Source organism: Streptomyces sp. NPDC007991, from assembly GCF_042958445.1.
Lineage (GTDB): Bacteria > Actinomycetota > Actinomycetes > Streptomycetales > Streptomycetaceae > Streptomyces.
The window spans coordinates 351,674-363,661 of record NZ_JBIBJD010000005.1; the positions used below are offsets into that span (position 1 = coordinate 351,674).

The following is an 11,988-nucleotide window of genomic DNA, read 5'->3' on the forward strand; positions in this document are numbered from 1 at the left end:
TCGGCATCCAAAAGAAGTGATGTTCACATCCGCCGGATCACGACTAAGGTGAGCCGAATGAAGGCTCTCGTGCTGTCCGGCGGCGCAGGAACAAGACTGAGGCCGATCACACACACGTCGGCCAAGCAACTGGTACCAGTGGCCAACAAGGCCGTGCTGTTCTATGGCTTGGAGTCGATCGCCGAGGCCGGCATCACCGACGTGGGCATGATCGTCGGGGACACGGCCGCGGAGATCGAGGAGGCGGTGGGCGACGGGTCGCAGTTCGGCCTCAAGGTCACCTACATCCCCCAGGAGAGACCCCTGGGGCTGGCCCACGCGGTACTGATCGCCCGGGACTACCTCGGCGACGACGACTTCGTGATGTACCTCGGCGACAACTTCATCGTCGGCGGCATCACCGACCTCGTCGACGAGTTCCGCGGCAGCCGGCCCGACGCCCAGATCCTGCTCACGCGCGTGGCCGACCCACGTGCCTTCGGCGTCGCCGAACTCGACCCCTCCGGCCAGGTCATCGGCCTGGAGGAGAAACCAGGCGAACCCAAGAGCGATCTCGCCCTGGTCGGCGTCTACCTGTTCACCCCCCGCATCCACGCAGCGGTACGCGCCATCGAGCCGTCCTGGCGCGGCGAACTGGAGATCACCCACGCCATCCAGCACCTGATCGACTCCCGCGCCGACGTGCGCTCCACGGTCATCACGGGCTACTGGAAGGACACCGGCAACGTCGGCGACATGCTCGAGGTGAACCGCATGGTTCTGGAGGGCGTGGACCGCCGCATCGACGGTGACGTGGACACCGCGTCGGAGACCATCGGGCGCGTGGTGGTGGAGGAAGGCGCGCGGATCGTCAACTCGCGCATCGTCGGCCCCGCCGTCATCGGTTCCGGAACCGTCATCGGCAACTCCTACGTGGGCCCCTTCACCTCCATCGCGGAGAACTGCCGGATCACCGACAGTGAAGTCGAGTTCTCCATCGTGCTGCGGGACTCCTCGATCCAGGGCGTCGGCCGGATCGAGGCCTCGCTGATCGGCCGGCACGTCGAGGTGACGCCGGCCCCCAGCGTCCCCAGCGCCCACCGCTTCGTCCTCGGAGACCACAGCAAGGTGCAGATCACTTCATGAATCTCCTCGTCACCGGCGCTGCCGGGTTCATCGGCTCCCGCTACGTCCGCGCATTGCTCGCCCCGGACACGCCCGGCGCGCCGCGCATCACCGTGCTGGACAAACTCACCTACGCCGGCACCCTCGACAACCTCGAACTCGGCCACCCCCGGCTGGAGTTCGTCCAGGGCGACATCTGCGACGCCGAACTGGTCGACAAGCTCATGGCCGACGCGGACCAGGTCGTGCACTTCGCCGCCGAGTCCCATGTGGACCGCTCGATCACCGGCGCGGCCGACTTCGTCCGCACCAACGTGCTGGGCACCCAGACCCTGCTCGACGCCGCCCTGCGCCACGGCACGGGCCCCTTCGTGCACGTCTCCACCGACGAGGTCTACGGCTCCATCGAGACCGGCTCGTGGCCGGAGGACCACCCGCTGCAGCCGAACTCCCCGTACTCGGCCTCCAAGGCCTCCTCCGACCTGCTCGCCCTGGCCTACCACCGCACCCACGGCCTGGACGTGCGCGTCACCCGGTGCTCCAACAACTACGGCCCGCACCAGTTCCCCGAGAAGGTCATCCCGCTGTTCGTCACCAACCTCCTCGACGGCCACACGGTGCCGCTGTACGGCGAGGGCCGCAACGTCCGCGACTGGCTGCACGTGGACGACCACTGCCAGGGCATCGACCTCGTCCGCACCAAGGGCCGGCCCGGCGAGGTCTACAACATCGGCGGCGGCACCGAGCTCACCAACAAGGAACTCACCGGGCTGCTCCTGGAGGCCTGCGGTGCCGGCTGGGACCGGGTGGAGTACGTCGAGGACCGCAAGGGCCACGACCTGCGCTACTCCGTCGACTGGTCCAAGGCCCGCGACGAACTCGGCTACCGCCCCCGCCACGACTTCACCACCGGCCTCGCCGAGACCGTCGCCTGGTACCGCGACAACCGCGCCTGGTGGGAACCCCTCAAGCAGCGCGTCGCCCAGGAGCGGGCATGAGGTGGCTGATCACCGGGGCGGGCGGCATGCTCGGCCGTGACATGGTCGAGGAACTCACCCGGCGCGGCGAGGACGTGGCGGGCCTGGACCGGGCGGCCCTGGACATCACCCGGTCCGACGCCGTCGACACGGCCGTGCGCGACCACCGGCCCGACGTGGTCGTGAACTGCGCCGCGTACACGGCCGTCGACGACGCCGAGAGCGACGAGGCCCGCGCGCTGCAGATCAACGGCGACGGACCGCGCCTGCTGGCCCGGGCCTGCGCCGCGCACGGCGCCCGCCTGATCCACGTCTCCACGGACTACGTCTTCTCCGGCGACGCCCGCACGACGCCCTACCCGGAGGATCACCCGACGGGCCCGCGCAGCGCCTACGGCCGCACCAAGCTGGCCGGTGAGCAGGCCGTGCTGGAGGAGCTGCCCGGGGCGAGCGCGATCGTGCGCACGGCTTGGCTCTACGGGGTCCACGGCGCTAACTTCGTGCGGACCATGATCGGTCTCGAAGCCCGCCGCGACACCGTCGACGTCGTCGACGACCAGCGCGGGCAGCCCACGTGGAGCGCGGACGTCGCCGAGCGGATCGCCGACCTCGGCGTACGGCTCGGCCCGGACGCGCACGGCGTCTTCCACGCCACCAGTTCCGGCGAGGCCACCTGGTACGAGCTGGCCCGCGAGGTGTTCTCCCTCGTCGGCGCCGACCCGGACCGGGTGCGCCCCACCAGCAGCGCGGCCTTCCCCCGGCCCGCGCCCCGCCCGGCGTACAGCGCCCTCGCGCACAGCCGGTGGCAGGACATCGGCCTGCCGCTGCCGCGTGACTGGCGCTCCGCCCTGCACGAAGCACTGCCCCGTATCCGCATGGAAGGTCCCCCTTCGTGAAACGCCATGAGTTCCTCCGGGAACTGCACAAGGTCAGCGCCAATCGCAACTACCTGGAGATCGGCGTCAACGACGGCCGCAGCCTGACGTTGTCCCGCGTCCCCAGCATCGCCATCGACCCCGCCTTCAAGGTGGTCTCGGAGCTGAAATGCGACGTCCACCTGGTGAAGGCCACCAGCGACGACTTCTTCGCGCGTGACAACCCCCTCCAGCACCTCAAGGGCGGCCGTCACCCGCTGCGCAACCTGCGCCGCGGCCGCAGCCCGATCGGCTACTGGCGCAAGACGACGCTGGACCTGTCGTTCATCGACGGCATGCACCTGTTCGAGTTCGCACTGCGCGACTTCATGAACGTCGAGAAGTACTCGGACTGGTCCAGTGTGATCGTCCTCGACGACATGCTGCCGCGCAGCATCGACGAGGCGGCCCGGGACCGGCACACCAACGCCTGGACCGGTGACGTCTTCAAGATCACCGAGGTGCTGGCGCGTTACCGCCCCGACCTGGTCACGATCCAGGTGGACACCGCTCCCACCGGCCAGCTCGTCGTCTTCGGCGCCGACCCGAACAACCGGGTCCTGCACGACAAGTACGACGAGATCATGGCCGAGTACAAGATCCCCGACCCCCAGAAGGTCCCCGAGGCGATCCTGGAGCGGGCCGGCGCGGTACGCCCCGAGGCCCTCGTGGAAGCGGGCTTCTGGCGCCCCCTCGTCCAGGCCCGCAACCGCGGTCTGCCCCGCTCCATCGGCTGGGAGCCCCTGCGCAAGGCCCTGGAACAGGTGGGCGTCAGCCGCTGACCCCTCTGGCACGGTCGGTCGTCCCTGCGGATCCGGGCCCGGGCGCCACACGCGCCCGGGCCCGCGGCGTGCCCGGGCTCTGCGGGGTGTGCCGTCTGCGCTGGGCGGGCTGGTCGTTCGACGTGTCGGGGTGTTGCGCGGGCCGGTCCTACGGCGTGTCGCAGGGGCCGCGCGGACCGGCTCCGGTGTGTGTCGGGGGAGTGAACCTCTCCGGCTGCGGCGGGCGCCGGCCCCAAGAACCGCGCGCCGCCCGGCCCCGCACGCGCACAAGACGGCCCGGCTTGCTCCGGGCGCAAGCACGAGGTGCGGGACCGCGAGGCAGCCCTCGTCCTCGTCCGAACGGGGTCCGCAGGGCCGGGGCACGTCACCCGCGTACGCCCTCGCCGAGGACCTCCTGCCCGCACGGATGCTGCCCCGCCACCAAACCGCGCCCGCGCGCCCTCGCCCCACACACCGCCCGGCCTTCCGGGGCAGCCTCGGGCGTCGCGCGCCGCCCCGTCCGGGTCCGCGACGCCCCACGTGCCGTGGTCGAGTCAGCCCTCCCGCTGCCCCCGCAGCTCCTCGTAATACGCCAGGCACGTCTCGTACGACGGCAGCAGGCCCTCGCGTTCCGCCTCGGCCAGGGTCGGGGCCTGTTCGTCCTTCGGGGAGAGGAGCGGCTCGATTCCGGTGGGCCACTCGATGCCCAGGGCCGGGTCGAGCGGGTGGATGCCGTGCTCGCGTTCCGGGGCGTAGCCCGTCGAGCACAGGTACACCACCGTCGCGTCGTCGGTCAGGGCCATGAACGCGTGGCCCAGCCCCTCCGCGAGGAACACCGCGTGCCGGGTGTCCTCGTCGAGCCGTACGGCTTCCCACTGCCGGTAGGTGGGGGAGCCGACACGGATGTCGATCACCACGTCCAGGACGGCACCGCGCACACACGTGATGTACTTGGCCTGGCTGGGCGGCACATCCGCGAAGTGCACGCCGCGCAGCACGCCCCGCCGGGACACCGAGCAGTTGGCCTGGGCCAGGGACAGGTCGTAGCCCGTGGCCTCACGGAACTCCGCGCCCCGGTACCACTCGTGGAAGCTGCCCCGCTCGTCCGGGAAGATCTTGGGCTCCAGAACCCAGGCGCCCTCCATCCCCAGTGGTCGCATGTGTCACTGCCCTCCGATCCTGAGACGGGATACCTTCCGGCGCACCGCACCGAGCACGCGTCGCGCACGCCGCGCCACCCGCAGCGCGACACCGGGCTGCGGCACGGGCACCACCCGCACACGCCCGCCCGCCGCGCGCAGCGCGAAAGGCAGCCCGGTGTACAGCGGCCGGGCGGTGTCCGGGGCCAGGCACAGGGCCACCCGCCAGACCCCGCCCGAGAGGCTCTCCGCGGGCAGGGCCGCCGCCAGCACCGCCTCCGTCCCGCCCGGGGCGGGGGAGAGCGTGCCGGACGCCTCGAAGATCTCCTGGGCGGACACGAACCGCAGTCGCACCCGTGTCTCGCCGGGGACGAACAGCGGGAGCCGCGCCCGCACCTGGTCCCCGGTGACGGTGACGGCGGACTGCTGCACGCGGCCCAGCCTGAGGCGCTTGCCGCGCGGGCCGAGCTCCAGGGAGAGGTTGCCGTGCGGATCCGTCCAGTACGGCAGCGCCGTACGGCCTGCGACGACCCCGGCGTCCGGCGTGGGCCGGCTCGCCGTCGGCGCCGGGCCCAGCCGGCATTCCTTGGTCCAGCCGCCCAGCTTGACCCGGACGAGCGCGTCCCAGACGCCGTCCCCCGGCAGCTCGGCCGGATCGACGGTGGCGGTCGCCCGCAGCACCAGCCGGACCTCCTCGCCGTCCCCGACGGGCACGGTCTCGCGCGTGAACCGCACGGGCTGGAAGAACTGCGCGGCACTGGACCGCTCCCGCAGCAGCAGGTCGGCGGTGGCCTGGCCGAAGCGCGCCGCGGTCTGCGCGGCCACCCACTCCACCGCCTCCGTGACGTCCTTCGGCGCGTCGTCCAGCGGCGTCGCCTCGGCGTCGGCCGGGAAGGTCATCGGCTCACCGCCGGAGGTGTACTCGGCCGTGAAGCCGATGCTGAGGGAGCCGCCCTGCCACTCCACGTTCCCGGGGGCCGCCTTGGGGGCGATACCCGCCTCCCACTGGGCGAAGGACACCACGTCGTCGTACCGGTCGGCCGCGGTCAGCGCGGCGACGACCTGCTGCGCCGGCTGGAGCCCGGCCGCGACGCCCGGACCGAACCGCTCGACGACGACCTCGTGGATCTCGGCGAACAGCTCCCTGCGGTAGCCGTCCGGCAGCTGCAGCAAGCGCCGGGCCCGCAGCCGCTCGACCATCTCCACGCGCAGCCAGCGCCGGAAGAGCTTGTCGCGCACCGGTCCCGGCTCGCTGTACCGCTCGACGACGTCGAGGGCCTCGCGGAGGTTCTTGAAGTAGCCGACCGGATCGAAGCGCTCGAAGCCGGCGTTGGAGCTGTCGTCCCGCCGGAGGTGGTAGTAGCAGACGTAGTCGCTGAGCACGGAGACGTTCTCCGCGCGCAGATACGCCTCGGCGATGAAGACGTGGTCCTCCAGGCGCCGCCGGCCCTCCGGGAAGCGCAGGCCGATGCGGTCCAGGAAGGCCCGGCGGAACATCTTGTGCGGAGTGAGGCTGTCGATGAGCGGGGCGTTCTCGACGGTGGCGCGCGGATGGTTGCGGCGGAACAGCTCCACCGGCACCCCGCGGCCCTTGCCGGCCATCTTGCCCACGATGACATCGGCGCCGTTGGCCACGCCGTAGTCGTACATCCGCTCCAGGGCCTCGTCGCCCAGGTAGTCGTCGTTGTCGACGAACATGACGAACTCGCCGCGGGAGGCCTCGATGCCGACGTTGCGGGGCTTGCCCGACCAGCCGGAGTTCTCCTGGTGGATGACCTTCATCCGGGGGTCCTCGGCGGCGAGCGCGTCGAGCCGGGCCGGTGTCTCGTCGGTCGAGCCGTCGTCGACGAAGATCACCTCGTACTCGTCGGGGGGCAGCGACTGCCTCTGGAGCGAGGCGATGCAGTCCTCGATGTAGATCCCCGGGTTGTACACGGGGACGATGACGCTGACCTTGACCGGCATCGGGTTTCCGGGCCCCTTCGGGTCGCTTGCCGTAGACGTCCTGTTGTCTTGGGTGTCGCCCGATGCTAACCCGGTCGGCGATGCCTCCTCACCTTTCGAGACCGGCCCGTGATCATCTCCGGCCATGGGCAAATCTGCTGCACAGGCCGTCTGTTCGAAGATCGGCCGGGTTCCCGGGCGGGGCGGCGAGAAGCCTCTACGGTGAGAAGGTGCGTCTGCTTTTCATGTCCGATACTCACCTGCCCAAGCGGGCCAAGGCCCTGCCCGCCCCGCTGCTGGCGGAACTCCCGCACGCCGACGTCGTGTTCCACGCCGGCGACTGGGTCGACACGGCCACCCTCGACCTGCTGGAGCAGCGCTGCCGCAGGCTCGTCGGCGTGTACGGCAACAACGACGGGCCGGACCTGCGCGCCCGGCTGCCCGAGGTGGCGTACGCGGACCTGGGCGGGCTGCGCTTCGGCGTGATCCACGAGACGGGCCCCGCCCAGGGCCGGGAGCAGCGCTGCGCCGCCCGCTTCCCCGGCCTGGACGTGCTGGTCTTCGGTCACAGCCACATCCCCTGGGACACCACGGCCGCCACGGGCCTGCGCCTGCTCAACCCGGGCTCCCCGACGGACCGCCGCCGCCAGCCCCACTGCACGTACCTGACCGCCGCCGTCGCAGACGGCCGGCTCACCGACGTCGAACTGCACCGGCTGCCGCCCCGCACACCCCGCTGACCCGAACCGGGCACCGATCCCGGCGGCCGGACCGCCGTGGATCCGCCGTCGAACCGCCGTGACATGATCGGCGCATGGTGCGGGACGAGCGGGACAGGGGATACCTCCTGGACAATCGGCAGGCCGAGGCCGGTACGCGATTCGACGCGCTGGCCGCCCTCTTCGACGCCTCGACGTTCCGGCACTTCGAGCAGGTCGGGATCGCCGAGGGGTGGCGGTGCTGGGAGGTCGGGGCCGGCGGCCCGAGCGTCGCCGTCTGGCTCCGCGAGCGCGTCGGGCCGCGCGGGCGCGTGCTCGCCACCGACATCGACGTGTCCTGGACCGAGGCGGCCGCACCCGAGGGAGTCGAGGTGCTCCGGCACGACGTCGGCCGCGACGAACCCCCGGCCGGGCCCTTCGATCTGATCCACGCCCGCCTCGTCCTGGTCCACGTCGCCGAGCGCGACGCCGCGCTGCGCACCATGGTCCAGGCCTTGCGTCCCGGCGGTTGGCTGCTGGTGGAGGACGCCGACCCCGCGCTCCAGCCGCTGATCTGCCCCGACGAGTACGGCCCCGAGCAGGAGCTGGCCAACCGGCTCCGCACCGGCTTCCGTGAGCTGCTGCGGCAGCGGGGTGCCGACCTGTCCTACGGACGCAGGCTGCCGCGCCTGCTGCGCGAGGCGGGCCTCGTCGAGGTCGAGGCCGACGCCTACTTCCCGATCACCTCGCCCGCGTGCGACGTCCTGGAGGCGGCCACCGTCCGGCAGGTGCGGGGCCGGCTCGTCGCCGAGGGCCTCGCCACCGACGAGGAGATCGACCGGCACCTCGCAGGCGTGGAGGCCGGGCGCCTCGACCTCGCCACCTCACCGATGATCTCGGCCTGGGGCCGGCGGCCCGCCGAGGACGACCCGCGGTCCTGACTCAGCGGGGCGGATGCACCGCTCCCCGCGTGGCGGTGAGCGGGGCCCCGCTGCCGCCCCAGCGCAGCGCGACGATCTCCGCGGCGACGGACACCGCCACCTCCTCGGGCGTACGGGCCCCGAGGTCGAGCCCGACCGGTGAGCGCAGCCGGGCCAGCTCCGGCCCGGTGAGCCCGGCCTCGGCCAGCCGCCGCGCCCGGTCGGCGTGGGTACGGCGGCTGCCCATCGCCCCGATGTAGGCGGCGGGCCGGCGCAGTGCCTCCTGCAGGAGCGGCACGTCGAACTTGGGGTCGTGGGTGAGGACGCAGACGACCGTGCGCTCGTCGGTGTCCGTGTCCCGCAGATAGCGGTGCGGCCACTCGGCGACCACCTCGACGCCCTCGGGGAAACGCCGGGGCGTGGCGAAGACGGGGCGGGCGTCACAGACGGTCACCCGGTAGCCGAGGAAGTCCCCGATACGGGCGACGGCCGCCGCGTAGTCGATCGCGCCGAAGACCAGCATCCGCGGCGGCGGCGCGAACGACTGGAGGAACACACTGACGGAGTCCTCACGGCGCTGCCCCTGAGGCCCGTAGTGCCGCAGCCCGGTGGCACCGAGAGCGAGCTCGCCGCGCGCGTCGGCGGCGACGGCCGCGTCCAGGCCGGCCGCGCCCAGCGTGCCCGACACCCCGTCCGGCCAGACGGCGAGCGCCGCCCCGCACGGGGCCGGGCCGTCGGTCACCGTCGCCAGGGTCACCGGATCTCCGGCCGTGACGCGGTCCACGACCGTGCCGAAGGAGGGATCCCGCTCGGGCATGACGGGCCGCACGAGTAGCGTGATCTCGCCGCCGCAGGTCAGACCGACGGCGAAGGCGTCCTCGTCGCTGTAGCCGAAGGTCTCCAGCCGGGCCTCGCCGCTCGCCACGACCTCCTGCGCGAGCTCGAACACCGCGCCCTCGACACAGCCCCCGGACACACTGCCCACGACCTCCCCGTCCGGACCCACCGCCATCGCCGCGCCCGGATCGCGCGGCGCGCTGCGGCTGACCTCGACGACCGTCGCGAGCCCGAACGGGAGCCCGGCCGCGTACCAGCGGCCGAGCACCGGGAGGATGTCACGCACGACCGGCTCCTTCCACGCAGCCCACCGGGTACCCCGTTAATTCCGTTGTGGCCGTCCGCGCCGGTCTGCTGCACTGCACGGGTCGACGACGTCACCGAGTCCCGAGGAGCCCCAGATGCGCACTGCGTCCATGTCCCCCCAGACAGGAACGGCTCTCTCTCCGAAGGACATGACGCTTCGTGCAGTTGCTCAACCTTGGAATCCTCGCCCATGTCGACGCGGGTAAGACCAGCCTGACCGAGCGGTTGCTCCATTCGGCCGGGGTGATCGACCAGGTCGGCCGAGTCGACGACGGGAACACCCGTACCGACACCCTCGCGCTGGAGCGGCAGCGTGGCATCACCATCAAGTCCGCCGTCGTCTCGTTCCCGCTCGACGGTGTGACGGTCAACCTCATCGACACCCCCGGGCACCCGGACTTCATCGCCGAGGTGGAGCGCGTGCTCGGCGTGCTGGACGGCGCCGTCCTCGTCATCTCCGCCGTCGAAGGAGTACAGGCGCAGACTCGGGTACTGATGCGGACGCTGCAGCGGCTGCGCATCCCGACCCTGCTCTTCGTCAACAAGATCGACCGGCGCGGGGCGCGGGACGAGGAGGTGCTGCGGTCGGTCGCGGCCCGCCTGACACCAGCGATCGCGCCGATGGGAACCGCCACCGGCCTCGGCACGCGCGCCGCCCGTTTCACTCCGGGGCCCGGCCCGGCCGCCGCACTCGACGTGCTGACCGGGCACGACGACACCCTGCTGTCCGCCTACGTCGAGGACACCGTCACGGACGCTCTCCTGCGCAGGTCCCTCGTCGCGCAGACCCGACAGGCCCTGGTTCACCCGGTCTACTTCGGCTCCGCCGCCACCGGCGCGGGTGTGGACGCGCTCCTGGCCGACATCGAGGAACTGCTGCCGACCGCCGGCGGGGACGCGGACGGGCCGGTCTCCGGCACGGTGTTCAAGGTCGAGCGGGGCCCGGCGGGGGAGAAGGTCGCCTACGCCCGGATGTTCTCCGGCACCCTGCGCACCCGCGACCGGATCCCCTGCGGAGCGGACGGCGCCGAAGGCCGGGTCACCGGCATCAGCGTCTTCGGCCACGGCACGGACACCCGCGCGGACGCCGTCGCCGCCGGACAGATCGCCCGGCTGTGGGGGCTCGCCGACATCAGGATCGGCGACGCGATCGGTGAACCCCGCACGGCGTACGAGCACGTCTTCGCCCCGCCCACCCTGGAGACGGTCGTCGTCCCCGGCCCCGGTGTGCACAGAGGCGCCCTGCATCTCGCGCTCACCCAGCTCGCCGAACAGGACCCGCTGATCGGCCTGCGCCACGACGAACGCCGGCAGGAGACCTCCGTGTCCCTCTACGGCGAGGTGCAGAAGGAGGTCGTCCAGGCGACCCTGGCCGACGAGTACGGTCTGCACGTCACCTTCCGCGAGACCACCCCGCTGTGCGTCGAACGGCTCGTCGGCACGGGGCATGCCGTGGAGTTCGACAAGAAGGACGGCAACCCGTTCCTCGCGACGGTCGGCCTGCGCGTCGAGCCCGCACCGGCCGGCTCGGGCGTCGCCTTCCGGCTGGAGGTGGAGCTCGGCTCCATGCCGTACGCCTTCTTCAAGGCCGTCGAGGACACCGTGCGCGAGACCCTCGGCCAGGGGCTGCACGGCTGGCAGGTCCCCGACTGCACGGTCACCATGACCCACAGCGGCTACTCGCCCCGCCAGAGCCACGCCCACCAGGGCTTCGACAAGAGCATGTCGAGCACCGGAGCCGACTTCCGGGGCGTCACCCCGCTGGTGCTGACCGAGGCGCTGCGGCGGGCCGGGACCCGGGTCCACGAGCCGACGCACCGCTTCCGTGTCGAGGCCCCGGCTGACACCCTCGGCGCCCTGCTGCCGGCCCTCGCCGGGCTCGCGGCCGTACCGGAGACCACGCGGAACCGGGGCGACCTCTGCGTTCTCGAAGGCACCGTACCTGCGGCCCGGGTGCACGCCCTCGGACACCTGCTGCCGGGGCTGACGCGCGGCGAGGGAGAACTGGAGAGCGCCTTCGACCACTACGCGCCCGTCACGCACGGCGTGATTCCCGGGCGTCCGCGCACCGACCACAACCCGCTGAACAGGAAGGAGTACTTGTTGAATGTGACACGAAGAGTGGGCGGTTGAGGTGTGCGCGCTGCCCGAGAGGGAACTTACTCCAGAGTCAGGGGTGTTGACGGTGTCCTGAAATCACCGGACTGTAGTGGACATGCCGACTATCCGAGTACGTCTGCTGGTTGTCCTGGCTGTCCTCTTCGGCTCCCTGTCGGTGGGGGGGGTGCCCCCCCCCCCCCCCCCCCCCCCCCCCCCCCCCCCCGGGGTGGCCCCCCCCCCCCGCACCCCGGGTGACCGCCCCGGCACCGACGCCCCCGGCCCCCCGGG

At 72.1% G+C, this 11,988-nt stretch carries 10 protein-coding genes; 7 read left to right on the forward strand and 3 right to left on the reverse strand.

Going from position 1 to position 11,988, the window contains the following annotated elements:
• Positions 1–57: 57 nt before the first annotated feature.
• The 4 genes from ACFZDA_RS16215 to ACFZDA_RS16230 are packed head-to-tail and all read left to right on the forward strand — an operon-like array spanning position 58 to position 3,777.
• Positions 58–1,125, forward strand: coding sequence for a glucose-1-phosphate thymidylyltransferase (locus ACFZDA_RS16215; RefSeq protein WP_391080974.1), 1,068 nt, complete (start codon positions 58–60; stop codon positions 1,123–1,125).
• A complete protein-coding gene (rfbB, locus tag ACFZDA_RS16220) occupies positions 1,122–2,102 on the forward strand; it encodes a dTDP-glucose 4,6-dehydratase (RefSeq protein WP_391080976.1) in 981 nt (326 codons plus the stop codon). Before ACFZDA_RS16215 ends, rfbB begins: the two co-directional genes overlap by 4 nt.
• On the forward strand, positions 2,099–2,977 hold the full coding sequence (gene rfbD / locus ACFZDA_RS16225) for a dTDP-4-dehydrorhamnose reductase (RefSeq protein WP_391080979.1): 879 nt from the start codon (positions 2,099–2,101) through the stop codon (positions 2,975–2,977). Before rfbB ends, rfbD begins: the two co-directional genes overlap by 4 nt.
• Positions 2,974–3,777, forward strand: a complete 804-nt coding sequence (locus ACFZDA_RS16230) for a class I SAM-dependent methyltransferase (RefSeq protein ID WP_391080981.1) — start codon at positions 2,974–2,976, stop codon at positions 3,775–3,777. Before rfbD ends, ACFZDA_RS16230 begins: the two co-directional genes overlap by 4 nt.
• 533 nt (positions 3,778–4,310) lie before the next feature.
• Here the strand turns inward: ACFZDA_RS16230 and rfbC are convergent.
• Entirely contained in the window at positions 4,311–4,916 is a 606-nt protein-coding gene (gene rfbC / locus ACFZDA_RS16235; protein WP_391080984.1) for a dTDP-4-dehydrorhamnose 3,5-epimerase, read from the reverse strand.
• Between the two features lie 3 nt (positions 4,917–4,919).
• Positions 4,920–6,860, reverse strand: coding sequence for a glycosyltransferase (locus ACFZDA_RS16240; protein ID WP_391080987.1), 1,941 nt, complete (start codon positions 6,858–6,860; stop codon positions 4,920–4,922).
• Between the two features lie 209 nt (positions 6,861–7,069).
• Between ACFZDA_RS16240 and ACFZDA_RS16245 the strand changes: the two genes are divergently transcribed.
• Both ACFZDA_RS16245 and ACFZDA_RS16250 read left to right on the forward strand, forming a co-directional pair.
• Complete coding sequence (locus tag ACFZDA_RS16245) at positions 7,070–7,579, forward strand: YfcE family phosphodiesterase (protein ID WP_391080990.1); 510 nt, start codon at positions 7,070–7,072, stop codon at positions 7,577–7,579.
• Positions 7,580–7,653: 74 nt separating this feature from the next.
• Positions 7,654–8,478: a methyltransferase domain-containing protein gene (locus ACFZDA_RS16250; protein WP_391080993.1), complete on the forward strand. Its 825-nt coding sequence runs from the start codon at positions 7,654–7,656 to the stop codon at positions 8,476–8,478.
• Between the two features lies 1 nt (position 8,479).
• Here the strand turns inward: ACFZDA_RS16250 and ACFZDA_RS16255 are convergent, their stop codons facing one another.
• A complete protein-coding gene (locus ACFZDA_RS16255) occupies positions 8,480–9,580 on the reverse strand; it encodes an XdhC family protein (protein WP_391080996.1) in 1,101 nt (366 codons plus the stop codon).
• A 179-nt stretch (positions 9,581–9,759) separates the two neighbouring features.
• On the opposite strand from ACFZDA_RS16255, the gene ACFZDA_RS16260 reads away from it, so the two are divergent.
• Positions 9,760–11,733, forward strand: coding sequence for a GTP-binding protein (locus ACFZDA_RS16260; protein WP_391080999.1), 1,974 nt, complete (start codon positions 9,760–9,762; stop codon positions 11,731–11,733).
• Positions 11,734–11,988: the final 255 nt, after the last annotated feature.